Origin of the sequence: Acinetobacter sp. V110_1 (assembly GCF_031798975.1) — a bacterium.
Lineage (GTDB): Bacteria > Pseudomonadota > Gammaproteobacteria > Pseudomonadales > Moraxellaceae > Acinetobacter > Acinetobacter nosocomialis_A.
This window is the reverse complement of sequence record NZ_JAVQNN010000015.1, coordinates 121,997-147,155: the sequence shown is the minus strand read 5'-3', so window position 1 is coordinate 147,155 and position 25,159 is coordinate 121,997. Positions and strand designations below refer to the sequence as shown.

The window sequence follows — 25,159 nt, the reverse complement described above, 5'->3', positions numbered from 1 at the left end:
GGGGATGGTCAGACAATGAATCAGGTATTCCGTCAGTTTTCTTTGGGGGTTGTAGCTGTTGCAATTATGCAGGCTGCATCTGCACAGGTCAGCATGACCAATATTGTACCAACGCAAATAGCAGGTCAGGGCACAGAAATTAGAGTCATGTTTAATGGCTTACCACCACAGCCACAAGCTTATCAACTTGAAAATCCTTCACGTTTAATACTAGATTTTGATAAGGCGCAGCAAAGTTTAAAACAGTCTAAAATTGCAGTTGCAACCAATGAAGCAAGTTCCGTTGATGTGACTTCAGATGACCAGCGTTCACGGTTAACCGTAAACCTAAAAGATGCTGGCGCTTTTACAACACGAGTGGAAGGTAATACTTTCATTTTAAAAATTAATTCGGCTCAAACCAGTAATAAGCCTATACCTGTAGCCGCTGCACAACCACAAGGGGTTTCAAATATTGGTTTTCAACGTGGTAATCAGGGAGAAGGCTTAGTTGTTGTCGACCTTTTGGGGAGTAATACACCTGTAGATGTTCAACAACAAGGCAGTAAAGTTGTTATAAGAACTTTAGGTACAAAAATTCCGGCCCATTTAGCGCGCCGTTTAAATGTAAATGATTTTGCAACGCCAGTTTCAAGTATTGATGCTTATAATGAAAAAGATGCTGGTGTAATTACTATTCAGTCATCTGGCAGCTATGAATATATGGCGTATCAGGCTGAAAATAAGCTCACGATTAGCTTAAAACGTCCACAAGATAAAAGTATCCCTTCTTCATCTAAGACACCGACTTATTCTGGTAATAAGCTTTCGTTAGATTTCCAAGACATTGAAGTACGCCGTGTTTTGCAATTACTTGCTGATTTTACAGGTATCAACATGGTGGCTGCGGATAGTGTGCAAGGTAATATCACGCTACGCTTGAAAGATGTGCCTTGGGACCAAGCACTCGATATTATTTTAAAGACGAAAAACCTTGATAAACGACGTAACGGGAACGTGATCTGGATTGCACCAGTCGCTGAGTTAATTAAAGCAGAAGATGATGAAGCAAAAGCCTTAGCGCAAACAATTAAGTTAGCTCCGATTCAAACAGATTATATTCGTATGAGTTATGCGAAAGCTGTTGATGTACTTAAGTTAATTGAAGATTCTCGTGATGCAAAAGGGGCAGCTGCAAACCGTACTGCCAATTCAGATACTCTTGCTTTAGAGAGTTTACTGAGCTCCCGTGGTAGTGCTGTAGCTGATTCACGCACTAACACCTTGATTGTAAATGACACAGCACAAAATATTGATAAAGTTCGTAAAATGATTGAGTTGCTTGATGTGCAAGTTAAGCAAGTCATGGTTGAGGCACGTATTGTAAGAGCCTCTACATCATTTACCAAAGAACTTGGGGTGAAGTGGGGTATTCTTTCGCAAGGTATTACCAATAATAAAAACTTATTGGTTGGTGGTAGTGAAACAACCCTGTGGAATTTGCGTGAGCCTAAAAAAGATGAGACTACGGGAGGCTATAAATATACTATTGAGCGCCCTGATAACTTAAACGTTGACTTGGGAGTTTCTAATCCAGCGGGAAGTATTGCCTTTGGTCTCATCAGTATGTCTGACTTCATGTTGGATCTTGAGTTATCTGCTTTACAAGCTGATGGCTATGGTGAAGTGATTTCAACACCTAAAGTCATGACTGCTGATAAACAAACTGCGAAAGTTGCAACAGGTCAACAAGTTCCTTATTTAATGACGACCATTTCTGGTGCTGGTTCTGCAGCGACAACATCATTTAAAGATGCTCTCTTAAGTCTGGATGTTACTCCGAGCATTACACCTGATGGCAAGATTCAAATGAAATTAGATATTTCTAAGGATTCTATAGCTGGTGAGGCACCGAATGGTGAATTAATTCTGAATAAGAATAATATCAATACCAATGTATTGGTGGATAATGGGGAGACTGTCATTTTAGGTGGTGTATTTGAGCAGACGACAAAGAATTCTCAAACCAAAGTTCCTTTCTTTGGTGATATTCCTGTAGTTGGGCGTTTATTTAGAAAAGACGTAAAGTCTGATGATAAACAAGAGTTGCTGATTTTCGTTACACCACGAATTGTTAATGACACTTTAGCGAGAAATCATTAATATATTTTTTAATGAAAGCAATTGAAATAGGTGGCGCCTTGCCAAGCAAAGCGTTTGAAACCCTACCAAATATTTATTTGGTAGGGCCCATGGGGGCAGGAAAAACAACCGTTGGACGTCATTTAGCAGAACTATTAGGGCGTGAATTTTTAGATAGTGATCATGAAATTGAGCGCAAGACAGGGGCAACTATTCCCTGGATTTTTGAAAAAGAAGGAGAAGTTGGATTTCGTACCCGTGAAACTGTGGTCTTAAATGAACTTACTTCACGTAAAGCCTTAGTGCTTGCAACGGGTGGCGGGGCCATTACTCAAGCACCTAATCGAGAATTTTTAAAGCAACGTGGAATTGTTGTTTATCTCTATACTCCTGTCGAATTACAACTACAAAGAACCTATCGCGATAAAAACAGACCTTTATTACAAGTTGAAAATCCTGAACAAAAACTGCGGGATTTATTAAAGATTAGAGATCCTTTGTATCGCGAAGTTGCACACTATACGATTGAAACAAATCAAGGTGCTGCACGTGATCTTGCACAAAAGATTTTGCAACTTATTCTATCGAACAAGTTAAAATAGACGAACTGACTAGTGGTTTTATAAATTCATGCAAACTTTACATGTTGAATTAGGCGAACGCCGTTATCCTATTTTTATTGGTAGTCAACTTGACCCGAAACAATTACTAGAACCATATATTCATGGTCAACAGGTCATGATTGTAAGTAATGTTACGGTTGCGCCTTTATATTTAAGCCACTATCAAGAAGCCTTAAAGAGCCTAGGTAAAACGGTTGCGACCTGTATTTTGCCCGATGGTGAAAGATATAAAGATATTCAACATTTAAATTTAATTTTTGATGCGTTGCTTGAAGCTAGTTTTAACCGTGATTGTACAGTTTTAGCTTTAGGTGGAGGCGTGATTGGAGATATGGCAGGTTTTGCCTCTGCTTGTTTCCAACGTGGCGTTTATTTTGTTCAGGTTCCTACCACATTACTTTCACAAGTAGATTCAAGTGTGGGTGGGAAAACAGGAATCAACCATCCGCTTGGTAAGAATATGTTAGGTGCTTTTCAGCAACCACAGGTTGTTTTGGCTGATATGGCACAGTTGAATACATTACCAGAACGTGAGCTTTCAGCTGGTTTAGCTGAAGTGATTAAATATGCACTTTTAGGTGATGTAGATTTCTTGGTTTGGCTTGAAGAAAATATGGATGGCCTTGTTGCAAGAGATGCTAATTTACTTGCAGAAGCTGTCTATCGTTCATGTGCTCATAAAGCGCGTATTGTTGCGAATGATGAAAAAGAACAAGGTGAGCGCGCTTTACTTAACTTAGGCCATACTTTCGGTCATGCGATTGAGTCATATCTTGGTTATGGTACTTGGTTACATGGTGAAGCTGTTGCAACGGGTATGGTCATGGCGGCAGATTTATCACAACGTTTGGGCTGGATCTCAAAGGAAGATGTAGCTCGTACAAAAAAAATCATTCAACGTGCGAATTTGCCGATATCATGTCCACAAATTCCATTGGATGATTTCCTTGGATATATGGCTCATGACAAAAAAGTTCTCAATGGGCAATTACGTTTGGTGTTGTTAAAGCAACTTGGGCAAGCAGTAATTACCAAAGACTTTGATGTCGAATTGATGAAACAGGCTATTTTGGCAAATCAACACGGATAACAAATAAGGTAAAGCATGACTGTATCACGTACACTTTGGCAGAATGTTCAACAATATATCTGGTTGGTTGGTGGTATTGCCTGCTTATTCCTTGCTTTTATTTTTTGGGTAATTACCGATAGCAAAAAACTGGTTGAAGTTGAAAAGTCGGCTGATTCTGAGGCGCCTGTACAAATTCAACCAGAGAAAGTTGCTACAACACCCAACCTAGGTGCTTTAGCGGATGAAGTCCGTCCACTCGATTTAACTACACGTACTGTGGCTTCAGGTGAGCATGAACCTGAGTTTCGTGGTACAAAGTTTATTAATGAAAATAAAAAGCAATGGACGCTTGAGCTATTCCGTGCCTCAGATGAAGACATTATTAAAAACTTTTTAAAAAACCGTACTGACCGTAATAAATTTATTTACTTCCGCTTAAGTGGGGAACAACAAGCAGAGCAGTATGTGTTGGTTTATGGCACATTCAAGCGTTCAGAAGATGCAATTCAGCAATTAACACAAATTAATCTGCAATTACCTGAGTCAGTTAAACCTCAGCCACAACAGTTCTCAAGTTATGCCTCACTGGTAAATGATTTGGGGGCAGATGAGATGAAAGGTGGTAATAATCAGCTTTATGAAGTTCGATTGCGTCCAGCAGCTTTGCCTACAATTGATGAATCTTTATTGATGGCAGGTGCTACCAGTAGTGCTACAAATGCTCAGCCGAAAGCGGCTAGTACAAACTCAGCTACAAAAACGACGATAGTTCGTCGTGATGCAGAAGGAAATGTGGTTGATGTACAGCAATCAAATTCCAATATTGATCAACCTAATAGAACTGCACAAACACGGATAAATGATGGACAACAGAAAAATGCCACAAATGAGGGCACAAAAGGGAATTAATTCACCTCGCAATGTGCGCAAAAATGGTGCAAATTAGTTAAATAATAATATTTTTTGACCAGATGTGGTGCATATTTAGTCATTTTCTTACATGATAACGTGAATAAAATAACTATATTTATAATAAATATAAGGGTTTAGTCTCAATTTTTCAATATGGCACACTTTTTGCTTTATTGTTGTGCTTATTAATGTGCTGCAAACTATTTTAGCCCTCTAAGAAGTGAATTCTATGCAGAGTCGTGGGGTCGAACTGCTTTAAAAGAGTGCGAAATAAGTCAAAACATTTTTCTAGCAAAAACCAGTGTACGTAAAAATGGAACAGCGTATATTGGCTTATCAGCCCAAAATTTTTTGTTTGCGAAACATTGAGCTAACTATCATCCGTAGGCACTATCGCAAAAAGAAGTTGTTTGTTTGACGCTCGAAAGAGCCTTATTGAAAGAAGGGTACGCTATGCACATGCCATCGCCTAATACTGTAGCTCCCGCTCAAGGTTTATATCAACCTGATGAGTTTAAGGATAACTGTGGTTTTGGACTGATTGCCCATATGAAGGGTGAATCAAGTCATCATCTAGTAGAAACCGCGATTCACAGTTTAAGTTGCATGACGCACCGTGGTGGTATTGCCGCAGATGGCAAGACGGGAGATGGTTGCGGCTTATTATTGGCGATGCCAAAGCAATTTTTCCGTGATGAAGCAAAAAAACTAAGTGATATTACACTAAGTGAAATTTTTGCTGTGGGTACGGTATTTTTAAATATTGATCCAGCATTAGCACAGCACTCTAAAAATATTTTAACGAAAGAAATCGAGTCAGAAGGTTTACGTGTTCTCGCTTGGCGTATCGTTCCTACAAACAACGATGCATTAGGTGAAATTGCACTTCAATCTTTACCAGCTTTTGAACAAGTCATTGTGAACTGTCCAATGGGTGTAACTGAGGTTGAATTTAACCGTAAGTTATTCTTGGCGCGTCGCCGTGCGGAACAACAACTCCAAAAAGATCCGTTATTTTATGTGACTACGCTTTGTTCAACAGTCATTAGCTATAAAGGCTTGATGATGCCTGCGGCAATTGCTGAGTTCTATACAGACTTAGCAGATGAGCGCTTAAAATCGCATATTGTGGTATTCCACCAACGTTTCTCTACAAATACATTACCGCGTTGGCCTTTGGCTCAGCCATTCCGTTACCTTGCACATAATGGTGAAATCAACACCATTACAGCAAACCGTAACTGGGCATTAGCGCGTACTCCTAAATTTGAAAATCCATTATTACCAGGTCTTACTGAGCTTAATCCGATTGTAAACCGTACAGGTTCAGATTCTTCAAGCTTAGATAACATGCTTGAGATCTTGGTGGGTGGTGGTATGGATTTATTCCGTGCTTTACGCATGCTCGTTCCACCAGCTTGGCAAAACGTTGAAACTCTAGATGCAGACTTACGTGCATTCTATGAATTCAACTCTAAGCATATGGAAGCTTGGGATGGTCCTGCTGGTCTTGTTATTCAAGATGGTCGTCATGCGATTTGTATGCTTGACCGTAATGGTTTACGTCCTGCACGTTGGGTCATTACCAAAAATGATTACATTACCTTGGCATCTGAAATCGGTGTTTGGGGCTATGAACCTGAAGACGTAGTTTCTAAAGGTCGTGTAGGTCCAGGTCAGATTTTGGTAGTTGATACCCTAACAGGTAAAGTACTTGATACTAAAGATGTTAGTACACATTTGAAGAACATGCGTCCATACCGTGAATGGTTACGTGATCATGCGATTCGCTTAAATGCAAACCCTGAACTTGAAGAACAACTTGTTGATAAAGGTTTAACTGGCGAAACATTAAAAGCAGCTCAAAAAATGTTTATGGTGACATTTGAAGAGCGTGACCAGTTGTTACGCCCAATCGCTGAAAGCGGTCAGGAAGCAGTTGGCTCTATGGGTGACGATACACCGATGGCTGTATTGTCTCGTCAAGTTCGCCATGTGACAGATTATTTCCGTCAACAATTTGCACAGGTGACAAACCCACCAATTGATCCACTGCGTGAATCAATTGTCATGTCGCTCGAAACCTGTTTAGGTCGTGAGCAGAATGTATTTGAACAAGGCCCTGAGCATGCTGATCGTATCATCATCTCTAGCCCTGTACTGTCAAATTCAAAAATGCAGCAAATCCGTAGCATTGAGCGTCCGGGTTATGAAGCAGTTGATATTGATTTGAACTATGCTGAAACAGAAGGTTTACAAGCGGCAATTACGCGTATTTGTGAAGAATCTGCACAAGCTGTTCGTGATGGTAAAACCCTAATTGTTTTAACTGATAAAAACATTCGTGAAGGTTACTTACCTGCAAACGCTGCACTTGCAACGGGTGCGGTACACCATTACCTCATTAAAACTGGTTTGCGTACTGATGCAAACATTATGGTTGAAACTGGTTTTGCACGTGATCCGCACCAATTTGCGGTATTACTTGGTTTTGGTGCGACTGCTGTTTATCCATACCTTGCATACGATGTAATCAATGACTTGATTGCGAAAGGTGAGCTTTTAGGTGATCCGATTCATGCACAAGCAAACTTCCGTAAAGGTATTGAGAAAGGCTTATTAAAAGTTCTTTCAAAAATGGGTATCTCTACAGTTGCTTCTTACCGTGGTGGTCAGCTTTTTGAAGCAGTAGGCTTATCTTCTGAAGTTGTGGATCAGTGTTTCTTGGGCGTTCCAAGTCGTATCCAAGGTGCAACTTTTGTTGATCTTGAAAATGATCAGAAAAAATTAGCAGCAACAGCTTGGTCAAGTCGTAAACCAATTGATCAGGGTGGTTTACTGAAATTCGTATTTGGTAAAGAGTACCATGCGTTTAACCCAGATGTGATTAACTCACTACATAAAGCGGTTCGCTCTGGTAAATACGAAGACTTTAAAGAATATGCTGAATTGGTAAATAACCGTCCAGTAGCGACTATTCGTGACTTATTTAAGTTAAAAACAACTAATCCGATCCCGGTTGAACAAGTTGAATCGGTTGAAGAGATCTTGCCTCGTTTTGACTCGGCAGGGATGTCTTTAGGTGCGCTTTCTCCAGAAGCTCATGAAGCGATTGCAATTGCGATGAACACTATTGGTGGTCGTTCAAACTCTGGTGAGGGTGGTGAAGACCCTGCGCGTTACGGCACAATTCGTAACTCGAAAATCAAACAGATCGCATCTGGTCGTTTCGGGGTAACACCTGCATATTTAACTTCTGCTGAAGTCTTGCAAATTAAAGTTGCTCAAGGTGCAAAACCGGGTGAAGGTGGTCAGTTACCAGGTGGTAAAGTGAATGGCTTGATTGCACGTTTACGTTACTCAGTACCGGGTGTGACACTTATTTCACCTCCGCCACACCATGACATTTACTCAATTGAAGATTTGTCACAACTTATCTTTGACTTGAAACAAGTTAACCCGAAAGCCATGGTATCTGTGAAGTTGGTATCTGAACCGGGTGTAGGTACGATTGCTGCGGGTGTTGCTAAAGCATATGCAGACTTTATTACTATTTCAGGTTATGACGGTGGTACTGCTGCATCTCCGCTTTCATCAATTCACCATGCAGGTTCTCCATGGGAGCTTGGTCTAAGTGAAGCGCATCAGGCACTTCGTGTAAATGACTTACGTGGCAAAGTACGTGTACAAACTGACGGTGGTTTAAAAACTGGTCTTGATGTGATCAAGGCTGCAATTTTAGGTGCTGAAAGTTTTGGTTTTGGTTCAACACCGATGATCGCTTTAGGTTGTAAATACCTCCGTATTTGTCACTTAAACAACTGTGCAACTGGTGTTGCAACTCAACAAGATCATTTACGTCAAGAACACTATATTGGCGAGCCAGAAATGCTCATTAATTTCTTCCACTTTATTGCGGAAGAAACTCGTGAATGGTTGGCAGCATTAGGCGTTTCTTCATTGAAAGACTTAATTGGTCGTGTGGACTTGCTTGAAGTATTACCGGGTGAAACTGAAAAACATGCTCACCTTGATTTAAGCGCGTTATTAACTTCTCATCCTTCTGCTGAAGGTAAAGCGCAGTACTGTGAAGTTCAAGGTAATGCACCATTTGATAAAGGTGTATTGGCTGAGAAAATGGTCGCAGAAATGCTTCCTGCAATTGAGTCAAGTGCAGGTGGTCAATTCAACTTTAACGTCGTGAACTGTGACCGTTCAATTGGCGCACGTGTATCGGGTGAAATTGCTCGTCGTTATGGCAACTTGGGTATGGAAGCACATCCAGTTGTAATGAACTTAACTGGTACAGCTGGTCAGTCACTTGGTGTATGGAACGCTGGTGGTTTGCATATCCGTCTTGAAGGTGATGCCAATGACTATGTAGGTAAAGGTATGGCTGGTGGTCGTATCTCGATCTTCCCACCAAAAGGTTCACCTTTCCAAACTCAAAATACAGCAATTATTGGTAATACCTGTTTATACGGTGCAACTGGCGGTAAATTATTTGCAGCTGGTACGGCAGGTGAGCGTTTCGCAGTTCGTAACTCTGGCGCATTCGCTGTTATTGAGGGTGCAGGCGACCACTGCTGTGAATATATGACTGGTGGTGTTGTAACTGTACTTGGAAAAGTGGGTCATAACTTCGGTGCAGGTATGACTGGCGGTTTTGCTTATGTACTTGACCTTGATAATGACTTTGTAGATTACTACAACCACGAGTTAATTGACTTGACTCGTATTTCAACAGAATCTATGGAAGATCATAAAGAGTTCTTGTTGCGTATTATTGACGAGCACATCAAAGAAACAGGTAGTGCTTGGGCTTATAAAATCCGCAATGAGTTCGACTTCTACAGCCGTAAATTCTGGCTTGTAAAACCAAAAGCTGCTAACTTGCAATCGCTTTTGAAAACTACACAAGCTGACCCACAATAATTCCACGACTGCAAAGACATAGGCAGGTGCGGGCAACAGTGAAATCCGCGCCTACCCACGGAGAGAGACATGGCAGAACGCCTAAATAATGACTTTCAATTTCTGGATGTACCACGTCAAGATCCAGAGAAAAAAGATATTACTGTCCGCAAAGCAGAATTTGTGGAAATTTATAAACCTTTTACTTCGGAAACAGTCACTAATCAGACACACCGTTGTTTAGGTTGTGGTAACCCTTATTGTGAATGGAAATGTCCAGTACATAACTACATTCCAAACTGGTTAAAACTCATCGCTGAAGGTCAAATTTTCCAAGCTGCTGAGCTTTGCCATCAAACAAATACTTTACCTGAGGTATGTGGTCGTGTATGTCCGCAAGACCGTTTGTGTGAAGGCGCTTGTACCTTAAATGATGGGTTCGGTGCAGTCACTATTGGTAATGCTGAAAAATATATCAATGACACAGCTTTTGCTTTGGGTTGGCGCCCAGACATGTCACATGTGAAGTGGACAGGTAAAAAAGTTGCAATTATTGGTGCAGGTCCAGCGGGTCTAGGCTGTGCAGACATTTTAGCTCGTGGTGGTGTTAAGCCAGTTGTATTCGATAAGCGTCCTGAAATTGGTGGCTTGCTGACATTTGGTATTCCAGAATTCAAAATGGAAAAAGATGTCATGAAACGCCGCCGTGAAATTTTCACAGGTATGGGTATCGAATTCCGTTTAAATACTGAAATTGGTAAAGACGTCACTATTGATGAATTACTTGCAGAATATGATGCAGTATTCATGGGTATGGGAACTTACACCTATATGAAGGGTGGTTTTCCTGGTGAAGATCTTGATGGTGTTTATGATGCGCTGGATTTCTTGATCTCTAACGTGAACCGTTGCCAAGGTTGGGAAAAAGACCCAAATGAATATATCAGTTTAGATGGTAAAAAAGTTATTGTTCTAGGTGGTGGTGATACCGCAATGGACTGTAACCGTACTTCTTTACGTCAAGGTGCTCACGATGTAACTTGTGCATACCGCCGTGACGAAAGCAACATGCCAGGCTCTGCACGTGAAGTAAAAAATGCCTACGAAGAGGGGGTGAAATTCCTATTCAACCGTCAACCGATCGAGATTGTTGGTGAGAATGGCAAAGTGACAGGCGTAAAAGTGGTGACGACTCAAATGGGTGAACCAGATAGTCGTGGCCGTCGTAGTCCTGAGCCAATCCCAGGTTCTGAAGAAGTATTACCAGCTGATGCAGTTTTACTAGCATTCGGTTTCCGCCCAAGCCCAGCAGACTGGTTTGGTAATGTGAATATCAATCTTGATGGTTCAGGCCGTGTTGTTGCACCTGAACAGCAAGAATTTAAATTCCAGACATCAAACCCGAAAATCTTTGCTGGTGGTGATATGGTCCGTGGTTCAGACCTTGTAGTTACCGCAATCTGGGAAGGTCGCCAAGCTGCTGAAGGTATTTTAGATTACCTTGGTGTTTAATCTAAAAAATCATTACTAAAGTTTTTGATAAAGCCTGCGATATGCAGGCTTTATTTTTTACCATTAATCGGTTTGACGTTTTTGGCAAATACAATAAGCTTTTTTGCCCTTTTTAGTGCCTAAGTCCCACGACATACTCAAAGTTCTCTTCTTCAATACAGTAGGTGTTGAGCATGAACATCGCAGGTATGACGGCAGAAAAATCATATTTAAATCGTCGAAAAGCGTTGGGTATTACGGTGCGTCGGCTTGAGTTTAATCCTCAAGCAATTAAGCGCTATTATTTTGCAAATTCGCCTTTAATGTCCCATTTTTTAACTGCACTCTCTTCAACATTTCCAGTCGGAGAACAGTTTTTTGTAAATAGTGTGCGCAATGTACGCGACAAAGTTTCCGACCCTCAACTACAGGCACAAATTGCCGCTTTTATTGGGCAAGAAGCGATGCATTCAAAAGCACATGGTGAGTTTAATGAGGCTTGGCGCCGTGATGACTATAATTTGGATCGTTTTCAAGCGTGGTTAAATGAACGTGATAAATATTTAAGAACAATTCCACCTAAGCTACAGCTCGCCCTTACCTGTGCATTTGAGCATTTTACGGCTTTGCTTGGAGGATATATTTTACAGCATCCTGAATTATTAAAAACTTTGGATCAAGTTGCGTTAAAGCTTTGGGTCTGGCACGCTATTGAGGAGATTGAACATCGTTCAGTTGCATTTGATGTCTATCAACATGTCTATGGCGATGACCGTATTCGCAGATTATTAATGCGTAGTGTCACTACAGGATTTGCGAGTCTTGCTTTCTATGGTACGACGCGATTATTTTGGCAAGATAAATGGAAAAGCTTGCCTAAAATGGGAGGAAATATTTTTGGTGTGTATTTGCTTGTTAAAATGATTATACAACTGACACCAGAATACTTTGCTTATTACAAAAAGGACTTTCATCCGAGTCAAACAGATTATGGACATATGGTCGATTACTGGAAAAGCTATTTGGCCGATGAATATCAAATGACAAGTTTCCAAGGGGAAACAAGGTTAAGACCAAGCTAGAATAAAAACCGGATTTAAAGATCCGGTTTTTTTAAATCTATAAAATAAAAGCAACACAATAATGCCAAATTCATCATACAATCGAGACAAGAGGTTAAAAATATAAAGAAAAACTTGAGGATAAAGTGACGATGAAAACGTTTAAACAACTTGTAATCGCGACAACACTTGCAAGCACCTTACTATTTTCTGGCTGTGGCTATAATACTTTACAGGTCAAAGATGAGGCTGTAACAGCGGCTTGGTCTGAGGTACAGAACCAATATCAACGTCGATCAGATTTGGTACCAAACCTTGTAAACGTAGTTAAAGGCTATGCTAAGCATGAAGAGCAAGTATTAACAGAAGTTACTCAGGCACGTGCAAATGTTGCAGGCTTGAAGGTCGATAAAGAAGTATTAGAAGACCCAGCATTACTTGAAAAATATCAACAAGCACAAAGCCAGTTAACAGGTGCGTTATCTCGACTTATTGCTGTTTCAGAAAATTACCCAGACTTAAAAGCCAATACCCAATTCCAAGAATTACAGGTTCAGCTTGAGGGTACAGAAAACCGAATTGCTGTGGCACGTAATCGTTATATTACAACTGTTCAGGACTATAACGCTTATGTCCGTCAGTTCCCGCAAGCCGTAACAGCAAAAGTGATTGGTATGCATCCGAAAGCTAATTTCTCTGCGGAAGCATCGGCTCAACAGGCTCCAAAAGTTTCTTTTGATTAATTTAAATCAAGGAAGTGCCGCATGAGAAATACTATATTGCTTCAGTCTAAGCAAATTAAGGTATTCGTTATTACCTTAATTATGCTCTGCTGTAGTGTTCTGTTTCAGAGTGCGGCTTGGAGTGAGAATAATATTGCCACTGCTACAGATGAAACTGACACGGTGGTGGCAGGTAAAATTATTCAACAGCAGCAAGCTCAAGCATCGAAGCCTAAAGTAAATGAGCAGGCTGCTTCAAGTGCAGCGCCTCAAGCTCAGGTTGCGAATGATATGGCTGATGGTGAATCAATTCGTGGTTTACCTACATTAAATCAGCCTGTCATTGATCAAGCCAATATCTTAAGCGAGGCTGAGAAGCAGCAACTTAACCAGAAAATTTTAAATTTGTACCAGCAAGGTAAGGCACAAATAGGCATTGTGATTGTACCGACTACGGGCCAAGAAGATATTTTTGATTACGCTTTACGTGTCGGTGAAAAATGGCAACTTGGTTCGAGTAAACGTGATAATGGCTTACTTATCGCAGTTGCAATTAATGATCGTCGCATACAAATTCTAACTGGATATGGTTTAGAAGGCGTATTGCCTGATATCGTTGCAAGCCGAATTATTCGAAATCAAGTTACACCTTATTTTAAACAAGCCCAATATGCACAAGGCTTAAACGCTGGTGTTGATGAAATCGGAAGAATTTTAAATTTAGATCCGGAAGTTGCTCAGCAAGCTGCTCAAGATTTAAAAGAACGCCAACATCAAGCTGCCGAAGAGCAACAAGCTAAACAGACAACCCTGACAATGGCTTTATTTATTCTTGTTGCTGGAATTGTGGGTTCATTTATTGTCGGACGACCTCTTAGCGCATCTACTGCTGGCGTTGCTGCTGCTGTAGCAGGTTTTGTAAATGGCGCAGGTCTAGTGACTAGCTTATTACTTGGTTTTGGAATCTTCTTTTTACTCATTACTTCTATTGCCCAACTTATTTTACAGGCCATTCTGAGTGGTTCTGGCGGCGGTGGCCGTGGAGGAGGCTTCGGTGGTGGCGGCGGCGGTTATGGTGGTGGTGGAGGTCGTTTTGGTGGTGGAGGTGCTTCAGGCTCATGGTAACAACATCAGAAACAACACAAATTATTACTCAACCCAAAATTGAGGAATCTGTAGAGCCAAGCTTAAAGCGTTGGTTTAAGCATCTTTGTTATTTTCCTGCTAGTAGCCGTTATTTCAATAAAAATGATAAACAAGCGATTGCTGAAGCTGTTCAACAAGCAGAACTTGGTCATGTTGGTGAAATACAGGTCGTTATAGAAGGGCATATCCCTTGTTCACAAGCGTATAGACAAAATACACGTTTAAGAGCTCAGCAATTATTTGCAGAACTTGGGGTTTGGGATACCGAACTTAATAGCGGTGTACTGCTCTATTTAAATTTATGTGAACGCACAGTAGAAATTATATTTGATCGTGGTATTGGAAATGCGACGACTGAGCAGATATGGCAACAGATTTGCGAGTCTATTGTGCAGCAGCTTAAACAAAAACAGTATTTACATGCTGTAGTGATTGGGGTTCAGCAAATTGGCGATGTGATGTCACGCTTTTACGATGAGAATATGCCAGATCAAAATAATGAATTAGGGAATGCGCCTATCATTATTAATTAAGTTATTTGCCCTATGATTCGCTGTTTTTTTAAATTCATGCTTAGTATGTCGACTGACAAAAAATGTCATCTATTTATCTGCTTTTAAAGAGATTTTTATCACATTAAAGAATAAAAAAAAGAAGTGAGTTGCTAAGAGATTTTTATTAGTGATTCAATACTAATAAAATTTGAGTGACAATTTTTGTCAGTTATTTGCCTAATATACTCTTGGGTTTAATTGTTATAAATCATAACTTGTTGTTTTTAAATTAAAATAAAAGTTGGCATGGTTGCTGCAATATAGATGATAGCTGAAAAAGCTTATATAAAAACATACATACAATCTTTGGGGAAAAGGCTATGAATGCACAAAAAGGTTTTACATTAATTGAACTTATGATCGTGGTTGCGATTATTGGTATTTTGGCAGCGATCGCGATTCCAGCATATTCAGACTATACCGTGCGTACACGTATTTCTGAAGGATTAAATTTAGCGGATAGTGCGAAACAAATGATCGCATCAGATGCCGCTTCAGTAACTGATTTAAAAAATGTTGCTACTACTTGGAATGCGCAAGCTGATAGCAGTGGTGCAAACTCTAAGTATGTTACTTCTGTACAGATTGATGAAAAGACAGGCGAAATTAAAGTTGTTTATAACGCAGCAGCAGTTGGTGTTGGTACAGCCGCAAACACACTCTTCCTTAAACCTTATGTTCGTGCTAATGCTGCAGGTAACCCAGGTATAGCATTAGATGCCGCATTAACAAAAGGACAGACTGGAGCAATTGATTGGGGTTGTGCATCTGCTACACATACTGCTGCTACAGATGCAAAATTAGATACTGGTTTAAGTGCAGGTACATTAGAGGCAAAATTTGCTCCAGCTGCTTGCCGTTAATTTTTAGATAAATAAAAAAGACCGTTTTCGGTCTTTTTTATTAACTATAGAATAATAAAGAGTATTAAGATGTCTAAGCGCTTTAAATTCTTTCTAAGCCACTTATCTATTTCTATAGTAGTGGCTTTCATTATTCTCATTTGGTTTTTTCTGGTTTGGTATCCACAACCCTTAGCAAAAGCTGTAGGCGTTATTCATATCTTTATAATGCTGATAGGGATAGATGTTATATTGGGTCCTACTTTAAGTTTTTTTGTATATAAAGAAGCAAAAAAAACACTTAAATTTGATTTAGCAGTAATTATTCTCATCCAAATTTTAGCTTTAGGGTATGGTTTGTATAGCATAGCTCAAGGCCGACCTGCTTGGTTGGTGTATAATGTAGATCGCTTTGAACTTGTGCGAAATAATGAAATTACTGACACCAATCTTCAGATAACTAAGCCACAATTCCGGTATCCTTCTTGGTTTAATCCGCAATTTGCCGCTGTTAAAGTGTTAAAGAATAAGGAAGAACGTAGCAAAAGTATGTTTGAAGAAATATTTAGTGGTATTTCTTCTGCTCAACGACCAGAACTTTATGTCGAGTTGGTACAAGTTAAGCCACTTATACGAAATAAAGTTCAAAATTTGAATGAACTGGAAAAATTTAACTCTAAACAGCAAGTAGAAAATATTTTAAGAAAATATCCAGAAGCGAATGCATGGGTTCCTTTAAAAGCGAATGCTGTAGATATGGTTGTTTTAATGGATAAAAACTCAGCTCAAGTGGTTAAAATTGTAGACCTACGACCATGGAAATAAGTTAGCACCTCTTGTGAGAAGATACATATACAAGCTAATTCTTCTCACTTTCTTCCATGTATAATCCTTCTCAAGTTTTTGGCCTATAACCTGTCACTATGCAAGTATTCTTTCTGTTCCTCGCAGCAATCCTGTTAGGTTTTGCGTGGCTATCGCCATTTCACTATAACCCTTGGGTGATGTTCTCTAGTGAGATAAGTACTTTTGCAGCAGGTTTAAGTGTCTTAGCTGCACTTTTTTATCAAAATATAAAAATTCCACGGGCACAATTATTACTATTGCCATTTATTTTAATTCCAGTGGTGCAGTGGGCTTTTGGTCTAATTTTCGATTTTAGTACAGCTTTGTTAAGTTCACTTTACTTATTAGGCTTTTGGATTATGGTTGTGGCTGGCTATAACCTGTCATTAGATCAACAGCAGCGAGACCAAATTTTTACAGGGTTTAGTTTACTTACTGTTATTGTTTCGGTTGCAACTAGTCTTATTGCAGTTTGTCAGTGGTTAAATATTGATACACATTTTGCTCATATGTTGCATTTAATTGGTAACCGTCCGTACGGTAACTTTGGGCAACCGAATAATATGGCAACCTTTCTTATTATGGGACTATTAGGATGCTTATATTTATATGAAAAGAACAAAGCATCGGTTTGGTTGCTCTTGCCATCAGCGCTAACTATTTTATTTGCAGTTGTCCTTAGTCAATCGCGAACCTCTTGGGTTGTTTTTCCATTTTTACTCATTTATTGGGCTATTAAGCAATTTAATAAACCTAAGCGTTTTGGGGTGTTTCAAGGCTTATTATGGTGTGCTGGCTTTTTCCTCATGGCGGGCTTAGTTTTACCATTCCTTACAAGCTTAATTGAGGCATGGTCACATACAGATATAACTCAGGCGAGTAGCTTGGCTGAACGGGCAAGCTCGGGTTATCTGCGTTTTAATATTTGGGCGCAAATGTTAATCGCTGTACAGCAACATCCTTGGCTGGGATATGGGTGGAATCAAACCAGTGTTGCTCAAATGTCTGCTTATGCTCTTTTTCCAACGACGGAGTGGACGACCAGCGCTCATAATGTGTTGCTAGATCTTATTATTTGGAATGGTATTCCACTTGGTGCGGTGATTATTGCTTACTTTACATGTTGGTTATTTTGGCTAAATCAACAAGCAAAAGAAACAATCTCGATTATCGCAGTGATGATGGTCTGTACTGTGCTTATTCACGCCATGTTGGAGTTTCCGCAGCGTTATGCTTATTTCTTGCTGACTTGTGGCTTTTTATTAGGTGTAATTCAAGCACAGATTCCTATACTAAAAGGTATTAAGCTTAACAAACAAATTCTTCGCTTCATTTGGGGGATTAGTTTAGTGCTGATAGTTGCGATTTGGCGAGACTACAATGTTTATGTCTTGAATAGTAATTTACTATTTAAAAATAAGCAGCCAAATGCTGAGCTCATGGGAAGTGACCAGATTTTTGTTTTAACCCAATTTGAGCAGCGTTTAAAATGGATTGCACTCAATCCTAATGTAACTTTATCTGAAGCAGAATTAGTTCAATGGGGAAATTTTGTGAAGAACAAAGCAACCCCTTATAATTTGCGTAAATATGCTCAGTTACTTGCTTATAATGGAAAAGTAGATCAAGCAGAGCAACAAATATTTATTTTGCAGCACCTTTATGGACAGCAAATAACACTGGCACAATTATTAAAAGATAAATAAAAAAATCCCCTTGTTTTCAAGGGGATTTTTTTATGAAAGATTACATTTGGCTCTGGATATAGTTTTCGATACCAACGCTACCGATAAGGTCAATTTGAGTATCTAACCAATCCCAATATTCTTCTTCTTTTTCTAGAATTTCTTGTACTAAATCACGCGTTACATAATCTTGTTCTGTTTCAGCTAAAGCGACTGCTTTCTGAATGGCTTCAATGTTTTCTTTCACTTTACGAATATCACATTGCAGAACTTCTTCTGTATGTTGACCGATATATAATTTACCTAGATGTTGAAGATTCGGAAGGCCTTCTAAAAATAGAATACGTTCAATAATTTTATCTGCATGCTTCATTTGACGAATTGATTCTTTATATTCAGCGGAACCGAGTTGTTCAATTCCCCAGTCATTAAACATGCGAGAGTGTAAAAAGTATTGGTTAATTGCAGTTAAATGATGATACAGCACTTGGTTAAGCTGATTAATCACATCACGATTGCCTTTCATTGTAGCTACTCCAAAACAATTTCTGCCTTAATTCACTTAAGGCAATCTATGAATTCATTTTAGTGAACAATCATGGATATGGCGAGTAATTTATAGAACAGCAAATGAAAATCGCAATCAAAAACAACACAATATTGGTAAAGGTGAATTTCCTTCCAAAAAAAACCGCTTGAATGAGGAACAATTAACGTTCCGCAAAAAGCGGTGGAGGAGTCAATAATTTACTGTTAAATACTAATTTTTATTATGCAGCTACAGAAATGCGTGCAGCAATTTCTGCTAATTCTTCACTAATAATAGCACGTGCTTCTGGTGCACAGCGTCCACAGCAAGTACCGAGATCAAGCAAATCGCGAATTTCACGATAGCTTTCAGCGCCATTTTCAATAGCGTCTTTAATATCCTGATCGGTAATGCCACGACACAAGCAAACGTACATGGGAGTGATCCCCAAATATAAATGCGATAATTGATATTATTGATAATTATTATCGTTTGTCAATGAAATTCATTTAAAATCTCATTTATCTTTATTGGGATTTTGGATAAAAAAATACCACCTAAGCGGAAATCTAATAATTATTCAGATTTCTAAGCGTGGCGGTATCTAATTTTAGAGCTAAATATTTAAGGATTGATCTGTAGTTAAAGTTTTATCTTATTGATTAATAATTACAATTCCGTCCATTTCTACTAATGCACCTTTAGGTAAGCTTGCTACCCCAAGTGCTGCACGAGCTGGGTATGGCTGAGCAAAATATTCGCCCATAATTTGGTTTACAAGCTGGAAATTAGATAAATCAGTAAGGAAAATATTGAGCTTTGCAATATCTGCAAGTGAGCCACCTGCAGCTTCACATACTGCTTTTAGGTTATCAAATACACGGCGGATTTGAGCTTCAATACCGTCTACAAGTTCCATACTGTAAGGGTCTAAACCAATTTGCCCAGATAGATATAGTGTGTTACCTACTAAAATGGCTTGAGAATATGTGCCAATAGCAGCAGGGGCATTTTCAGTATGAATGACTTGGCGGGACATTTGGTTCTCCTTGATTAAATCTTTTTCCATCATAATCGATGATACGTTTTGACAAAAGTATCATCGATTTAATTGATTATGTGCTTCTGGAAAGTTAGATTTTAGTAAAGTAGAACAAATTTTAGCTGACTTTGGAAATTTCCGCTTGTGGGGCAGGGGCATCTAAACGTTCAATACGTGGGAACCCATAGTGCATGCGTAAATCACGAATAACTTTTGCAATGTGCTTACGATTATTCACCACGATGTTCACAAAAGTCCGCTGCTCATTGGAGTGTACCATTTCTACCCCTGCATTATTTTTACGACATTGATAGATGAGGTCTGATACCTGCTCATCATTCATTGCCATATAAATCGCAAGGTAGGCAGTAAAACGTACATCATCTACGTCATCTGCTTTCCATTGAAGTGGCATAATATTTTCTGGATGCAAATGTTGTTCGTGAAGTAAATTATGACAACGAATACGATGCACAATTAATCCGCGGCGTGTTAAATGACCCTGAATGAGATCGCCCAATACAGGGTTACAGCAGTGAGCATATTTAACATCGATGCCTTCAGTACCCTGAATTAATCGGTCTGAATTTTCTACTTGTGGGTGTTTGTCATTTGCAAACAAATGGTTGGCTACGAGTTGAGGAAGTAAGTCTCCAACTGCGATTTGCTCAAATAATGCATCTTTATTATCAATATGACGCCATTGTAAGAGGTCTAGCCAATCTGCTTCTGAAAGATCATTGATTGAACGGTTAAAGAGTTTCAGTGCTCGTGAAAGTGCTTGTGCACCCACTAAACGTTGTTCTTCAATATCTTGATCTTTAAGTACATGCTGTAATGCACGACGCGCTTTTTGCGTATTAATAAAGCTTAGCCAGTCTGGGTTTGGTGTCGCTAAAACATCCGTAATAATCTCGATAACCTGACCACTAACTAATGGTGTAGAGAGTGGTTTAATCTCTCCATCAACTTTTGCGCCTACTGCATGGTTACCCAAGAAAAGACTTGCTGAATAGGCGAAGTCCACTACTGTTGCGCCTTGTGGTAATTCATGTAATTGGCCATGTGGGGTATAGACCCAAATTTTTTCTTGATGTAAGTAGTCTAATAAATCGTTAAAAGTTGTTTTAGCGCATTCACCATCAATGAGTGTATTTAGGTTTTGCATTGATGCCTGAATGGCAGAACGACAAGTTTGCGGGGCATTTTCACCTAATACCACACCAAAACGTGCAGCTTTACGCATGAGCTCAGTTTGGACAGTGAGCGATAATGTAGTTTTCTCGCCTTTAAGCTTGATCAATAAAGACTGATTACCACCAGGCAATGGACGACGGATATGATCTTGATATTGGATGACTTGGAAATTTTCTTTTAATGCTGCAAATAAACGGTCGCAGTCGGCAATAGACTGTAAAACGATTTCAAAAGCATGGCTATGAGTAAGCTCTTGCAAATCCATCTCGTTTTTAACGAAGTGGCGTAATAATTCAATATTATTATTTTTCTTTTTAATACGGCCTTGGATATGATAATTGTGCAGAAGCTCTGCAAGATTTTGCTCCCAGATACTTTGGTATTTACATCGTTCTGGTTTGGTTTGGAGTAAAGCATTCTGGACGTTATCAAACATGTCTAAATCTAGATTTTGATAACATAAGTTTTCAAGATTATCAGCCATTTCATTCATGCCGACTAATCTTGCCATGGGTACAAAAATATCAAAAGTTTCTTGCGCGATACGAGCACGTTTATCGGGACGTAAAGCACCCAAGGTAGTCATATTATGATAGCGATCGGCTAGTTTAATAATAATGACACGCGGATCTTGTAACGTTGCTTGCAAAATTTTTCTGAAAGACGCCGCTTTATTATATTCTTTGTCGCTTGATTGGCTTAACTTGGTTACACCATCAACGAGCTCTGCAACAGTTTGTCCGAATCGCTCAATAATATCTTCTTTGGTATATTGAGTATCTTCAATGACATCATGTAAAAGCGCTGCCATTAAAGTTTCAGGGTCCAGTCGCATGTTAGCTAAAATACAGCTAACAGCAATTGGATGCAGAATATAGGGTTCGCCACTTTTACGTGTAATACCAGTGTGTGCCAGATCTCCAAAATCACAGGCAGCAAGCACTTTCTCGACCTCGCTTACTGATAAGTAAGGTTCGATAATTAATTTGAGCTGTTGCTTGGCTTGGCTGACCTCTTCGCCTGGCATAGACCACCCTTTTTCTGTTGCTTAAAAAACTAAATCTATCTACTTCTTAATGAAAAGCATATTGCGGAACTTGTCAATTTTTTCATTTGAAAAAGTGTATTTTTTTTTCAATGAAAATAATTGCTTTTGCCAATATGTTTTAAATATGAAGAAGCCAAATAAAAAACCATCGCAAAGAAACGATGGTTTTTTATAGAAACAGGAGTAATTAGAAAGAAAAACCTTCTAAATTTAAGCTGTTTGTAGAAAGGGCAAGATCAAGACTAGAAGTTTGGTAATCTTGCTCACGTTGTTTAAGAATTTCTTTCGTTACGTGTCCTACAGCGATTTCACGTAAAGCAACAACTGTTGGTTTGTCGTTATCCCATTCTACAGTTGGCTCCATGCCTTGACGTGCCAATTGACGAGCACGTTTACTTGCAACGAGCACAAGCTCAAAACGGTTGTCTACATGATCTAAACAATCTTCAACGGTGACGCGTGCCATAAAAGTTCTCGTTTTGGAATGGTAAATTTGAACAGACTAAATAGTATAAAAGGCTTTCGTTCGAGACTCAAGTTATTCCTGTTTTGGTTGAGGAGTAATCAAGTCTTGAATTAAGTTTTTGTGTCTTTTTGCTTGCTGAGATAGCACTAAACGGTTTGCTGTAATCACAGCTTCAAGCTCATGTAAGGCTTTATTAAAATCATCATTGATAATGATGTAATCAAAGTTCGTATAATGCTGCATGTCTTCAACAGCACAGCTTAAACGATGTTCGATCACCTCAACAGAATCTGTACCGCGATTAGATAAACGCTGGCGTAAATCGAATTGAGTAGGCGGTAAAATAAAGATTTGTTTAGATTCAGGAAACAGCTTACGTACTTGCTCTGCACCTTGCCAATCAATTTCAAGCAAGACATCATGTCCTTGAGCTAACTGTTGTTTTACGGTTGCTTGCGAAGTGCCATAGTAGTTACCAAATACTTCAGCGTATTCAATAAATCCACCTTGGTCTACTTGGTCTAAAAAGTCATCTTTTGTTGTGAAATGATAGTGAACACCATCTAATTCACCTGGTCGTTGACCTCGGGTAGTATGCGAAACTGAAACATGTAAATTGCTTACACGGTCAAGTAGGGCTTTCACCAAAGATGTTTTGCCCGTTCCTGATGCAGCAGAAACGACAAACAATAGACCCGACATGATATTTTTCCTGATATGATAAAATATCTTCGCTATTGTAGTGTACCGTGCGTTTAAACTGAATAGTTTTAACTGCAAATATTTACGAGAAATTCCCCTGTTTTATTAATTTTGAGGCTGTTATGGAAATTGTGTTAGCTAATCCGCGTGGTTTTTGTGCCGGTGTTGATCGAGCCATAGCAATCGTCAATCGGGCTTTGGAATGTTTTAATCCTCCTATTTATGTACGTCATGAAGTTGTACACAATAAATTTGTGGTAGATGACTTGCGTCAAAGAGGGGCGGTTTTCGTTGATGAACTGGATCAAGTACCAGATGATTCGATTGTCATTTTTAGTGCGCACGGGGTTTCAAAAGCAGTACAGCAAGAAGCAGAGCGTCGAGGCCTAAAAGTTTTTGATGCGACTTGTCCTTTAGTAACTAAAGTACATATTGAAGTAACTAAATATGCTCGTGAAGGAACAGAAGCGATTTTAATTGGTCATGAAGGTCATCCAGAAGTTGAAGGAACAATGGGGCAATATGACAAATTAAAAGGCGGTGACATTTATTTGGTTGAAGATGAAGCTGATGTGGCAGCACTTGAAGTCAGACATCCAGAAAAATTGGCTTTTGTTACTCAAACAACTTTATCTATTGATGATACAGCGAAAGTTATTGATGCCTTGCGTGCGAAGTTCCCTAAAATTCAAGGGCCGCGCAAAGATGATATTTGTTACGCGACTCAAAACAGACAAGATGCAGTACGTGACTTAGCTGAAAAATGCGATGTCGTACTGGTTGTTGGTTCACCTAATTCATCAAATTCGAACCGTTTACGCGAGCTTGCTGAACGTATGGGTAAAGCCGCTTATCTTGTAGATAATGCCGATCAGCTTGAGCAATCATGGTTCAATGAAAGTTGCAAAATTGGTGTAACAGCTGGTGCCTCGGCTCCAGAAATTTTAATTAAGCAAGTCATTCAACGTTTGCAAGATTGGGGTGCTCAGGCGCCTAAAGAGTTAGAAGGACGTGAAGAAAACATTACTTTTAGTCTTCCTAAAGAATTACGCATTCATGTGACACAAGCATAAAGTGTGACTTGTTTAACATACTGATTTTAAAAAGTTAAACAGATAATTGTGATATGACAGTTATCTGTTTTTTTATACCCTTTATCTGGTTTGTATTCGTTTTGTAAAAGTAAAACGTAAAATTTATATAGAAATAAAATTTTTAAGTTCATTTGGGGTTATGGGGATGAGGGGGATTATTCCGCAAGAAGGGTTCACCTTAATTGAGCTCATAGTGACGATTGTAATGATGGCTATTATTGCAACTATGGCTGTTCCAATGTTTGGGGATATGTTGAATAACCAAAATTTAAATAGAAGCACAGAAGATCTAGTTTCAAGTATAAATCAGGCACGTATGAAAGCTGTAGTAGAACGTAGACAAGTTAAAGTGCAATTAAATTCTACTTATATTGCAGATACTGACAATCAAATCGATTGGATGCCAAGTGGAAAAGCTCAATTAAAGACAGGATCTAATACTTCTATAGTATTTTTAATGTCCGGTTTGGTAAAAGATGCAACCGGAGATACAACTTTTGAAATTTGTAATACGGCATCCGGTAATAAATCAAAAATTATTAGTGTTTCAAGAATGGGATCAATTCAGTCAATCACAATGGGGACATGTTCATGAAGAGCCTTGGACTCCAGCGTGGTATGGGTATGATTGAAATTTTAGTTGCTTTGCTGATTTTGGCAATTGGCATTTTAGGCTTTATTGCTTTGCAGTATAGAGCTTTAGAAGCAAGTGCAGAAAGTACTTCGCGTGTTCAAGCAATTACATTGGCGCGTGATCTTGCCGAACGGATTAGAGTTAATCGTAATTCTTTAACTGTATATAACCAGCAACTTCAAGATGCCAGTAAACAAACAGACTTCGCTAAAAATTGCTTTCAAAACAATTGTACTGATACGGAGCTAGCAGATTTTGATGTTGCACAAGTTGTTAATAGTGCGTCTTCTTTAGGCATGACTATGAATATGGTTGCTTGTCCACAAACTAATAATCGTCAATGTATTTATATTGCATGGGGCGATACTAGTGCAACGAATGGCACTGGTGTAGGAGATTGTACTCAAGATACTTCATATAACGATAATTCAACATGTGTGATTATGGAGGCCTATTAA

At 39.2% G+C, this 25,159-nt stretch carries 22 protein-coding genes and 2 pseudogenes; 16 read left to right on the top strand and 8 right to left on the bottom strand.

Annotation, left to right across the window (positions count from 1 at the left end; genetic code table 11):
* Nucleotides 1–15: 15 nt before the first annotated feature.
* The 13 genes from RMA95_RS05315 (at nucleotide 16) to RMA95_RS05255 (ending at nucleotide 18,010) form a co-directional block, all read left to right on the top strand.
* Nucleotides 16–2,142, top strand: a complete 2,127-nt coding sequence (locus tag RMA95_RS05315) for a type IV pilus secretin PilQ family protein (RefSeq protein ID WP_311069804.1) — start codon at nucleotides 16–18, stop codon at nucleotides 2,140–2,142.
* An 11-nt stretch (nucleotides 2,143–2,153) separates the two neighbouring features.
* Entirely contained in the window at nucleotides 2,154–2,723 is a 570-nt protein-coding gene (gene aroK, locus RMA95_RS05310; RefSeq protein ID WP_000643712.1) for a shikimate kinase AroK, read from the top strand.
* 28 nt (nucleotides 2,724–2,751) lie between these two features.
* Nucleotides 2,752–3,834 (top strand): 3-dehydroquinate synthase, encoded by a 1,083-nt coding sequence (gene aroB / locus RMA95_RS05305; RefSeq protein ID WP_311069803.1) that lies wholly within the window; start codon nucleotides 2,752–2,754, stop codon nucleotides 3,832–3,834.
* A 15-nt stretch (nucleotides 3,835–3,849) separates the two neighbouring features.
* A complete protein-coding gene (locus RMA95_RS05300) occupies nucleotides 3,850–4,725 on the top strand; it encodes a hypothetical protein (protein ID WP_311069802.1) in 876 nt (291 codons plus the stop codon).
* A 462-nt stretch (nucleotides 4,726–5,187) separates the two neighbouring features.
* Entirely contained in the window at nucleotides 5,188–9,663 is a 4,476-nt protein-coding gene (gltB, locus tag RMA95_RS05295) for a glutamate synthase large subunit (protein ID WP_263614729.1), read from the top strand.
* Between the two features lie 69 nt (nucleotides 9,664–9,732).
* The gene (locus tag RMA95_RS05290; protein WP_311069801.1) at nucleotides 9,733–11,154 is read left to right on the top strand and encodes an FAD-dependent oxidoreductase; all 1,422 of its coding nucleotides are present in this window, start codon (nucleotides 9,733–9,735) and stop codon (nucleotides 11,152–11,154) included.
* A 173-nt stretch (nucleotides 11,155–11,327) separates the two neighbouring features.
* Entirely contained in the window at nucleotides 11,328–12,215 is an 888-nt protein-coding gene (locus tag RMA95_RS05285; protein ID WP_311069800.1) for a metal-dependent hydrolase, read from the top strand.
* A gap of 131 nt (nucleotides 12,216–12,346) precedes the next feature.
* A complete protein-coding gene (locus tag RMA95_RS05280) occupies nucleotides 12,347–12,937 on the top strand; it encodes a LemA family protein (protein ID WP_087606419.1) in 591 nt (196 codons plus the stop codon).
* Nucleotides 12,938–12,958: 21 nt separating this feature from the next.
* On the top strand, nucleotides 12,959–14,041 hold the full coding sequence (locus RMA95_RS05275) for a TPM domain-containing protein (RefSeq protein WP_311069799.1): 1,083 nt from the start codon (nucleotides 12,959–12,961) through the stop codon (nucleotides 14,039–14,041).
* On the top strand, nucleotides 14,035–14,595 hold the full coding sequence (locus tag RMA95_RS05270) for a TPM domain-containing protein (protein WP_311069798.1): 561 nt from the start codon (nucleotides 14,035–14,037) through the stop codon (nucleotides 14,593–14,595). Before RMA95_RS05275 ends, RMA95_RS05270 begins: the two co-directional genes overlap by 7 nt.
* A 341-nt stretch (nucleotides 14,596–14,936) precedes the next feature.
* The gene (locus RMA95_RS05265) at nucleotides 14,937–15,479 is read left to right on the top strand and encodes a prepilin-type N-terminal cleavage/methylation domain-containing protein (RefSeq protein WP_311069797.1); all 543 of its coding nucleotides are present in this window, start codon (nucleotides 14,937–14,939) and stop codon (nucleotides 15,477–15,479) included.
* A gap of 69 nt (nucleotides 15,480–15,548) precedes the next feature.
* Nucleotides 15,549–16,283, top strand: coding sequence for a TfpX/TfpZ family type IV pilin accessory protein (gene tfpZ / locus RMA95_RS05260; protein WP_311069796.1), 735 nt, complete (start codon nucleotides 15,549–15,551; stop codon nucleotides 16,281–16,283).
* 98 nt (nucleotides 16,284–16,381) lie between these two features.
* Entirely contained in the window at nucleotides 16,382–18,010 is a 1,629-nt protein-coding gene (locus RMA95_RS05255) for a Wzy polymerase domain-containing protein (RefSeq protein WP_311069795.1), read from the top strand.
* Nucleotides 18,011–18,050: 40 nt separating this feature from the next.
* On the opposite strand, the gene bfr is transcribed toward RMA95_RS05255, so the two are convergent.
* From bfr to gmk, 7 genes and pseudogenes are all read right to left on the bottom strand, one after another.
* Nucleotides 18,051–18,515 (bottom strand): bacterioferritin, encoded by a 465-nt coding sequence (gene bfr / locus RMA95_RS05250; protein ID WP_000678123.1) that lies wholly within the window; start codon nucleotides 18,513–18,515, stop codon nucleotides 18,051–18,053.
* Nucleotides 18,516–18,759: 244 nt separating this feature from the next.
* Nucleotides 18,760–18,954 (bottom strand): bacterioferritin-associated ferredoxin, encoded by a 195-nt coding sequence (locus RMA95_RS05245; protein WP_000289091.1) that lies wholly within the window; start codon nucleotides 18,952–18,954, stop codon nucleotides 18,760–18,762.
* A gap of 219 nt (nucleotides 18,955–19,173) precedes the next feature.
* A complete protein-coding gene (locus RMA95_RS05240; RefSeq protein ID WP_002051728.1) occupies nucleotides 19,174–19,557 on the bottom strand; it encodes a RidA family protein in 384 nt (127 codons plus the stop codon).
* A gap of 121 nt (nucleotides 19,558–19,678) precedes the next feature.
* On the bottom strand, nucleotides 19,679–21,784 hold the full coding sequence (locus RMA95_RS05235) for a bifunctional (p)ppGpp synthetase/guanosine-3',5'-bis(diphosphate) 3'-pyrophosphohydrolase (protein ID WP_263614721.1): 2,106 nt from the start codon (nucleotides 21,782–21,784) through the stop codon (nucleotides 19,679–19,681).
* Between the two features lie 39 nt (nucleotides 21,785–21,823).
* Nucleotides 21,824–21,954, bottom strand: a pseudogene (locus RMA95_RS05230) (hypothetical protein).
* Between the two features lie 38 nt (nucleotides 21,955–21,992).
* The gene (gene rpoZ, locus RMA95_RS05225) at nucleotides 21,993–22,271 is read right to left on the bottom strand and encodes a DNA-directed RNA polymerase subunit omega (protein WP_000135049.1); all 279 of its coding nucleotides are present in this window, start codon (nucleotides 22,269–22,271) and stop codon (nucleotides 21,993–21,995) included.
* Between the two features lie 72 nt (nucleotides 22,272–22,343).
* Nucleotides 22,344–22,973: a guanylate kinase gene (gene gmk / locus RMA95_RS05220; RefSeq protein ID WP_311069794.1), complete on the bottom strand. Its 630-nt coding sequence runs from the start codon at nucleotides 22,971–22,973 to the stop codon at nucleotides 22,344–22,346.
* A gap of 122 nt (nucleotides 22,974–23,095) precedes the next feature.
* Between gmk and ispH the strand changes: the two genes are divergently transcribed.
* Entirely contained in the window at nucleotides 23,096–24,046 is a 951-nt protein-coding gene (gene ispH, locus RMA95_RS05215) for a 4-hydroxy-3-methylbut-2-enyl diphosphate reductase (protein ID WP_304591403.1), read from the top strand.
* A gap of 12 nt (nucleotides 24,047–24,058) precedes the next feature.
* Here the strand turns inward: ispH and RMA95_RS05210 are convergent.
* A pseudogene (locus RMA95_RS05210) lies at nucleotides 24,059–24,304 on the bottom strand (hypothetical protein); the annotation flags it as partial.
* On the opposite strand from RMA95_RS05210, the gene RMA95_RS05205 reads away from it, so the two are divergent.
* Both RMA95_RS05205 and pilV read left to right on the top strand, forming a co-directional pair.
* Complete coding sequence (locus RMA95_RS05205) at nucleotides 24,213–24,662, top strand: GspH/FimT family pseudopilin (protein ID WP_304591404.1); 450 nt, start codon at nucleotides 24,213–24,215, stop codon at nucleotides 24,660–24,662. The pseudogene RMA95_RS05210 and the gene RMA95_RS05205 overlap by 92 nt on opposite strands.
* A complete protein-coding gene (gene pilV, locus RMA95_RS05200; protein WP_311069793.1) occupies nucleotides 24,659–25,159 on the top strand; it encodes a type IV pilus modification protein PilV in 501 nt (166 codons plus the stop codon). Before RMA95_RS05205 ends, pilV begins: the two co-directional genes overlap by 4 nt.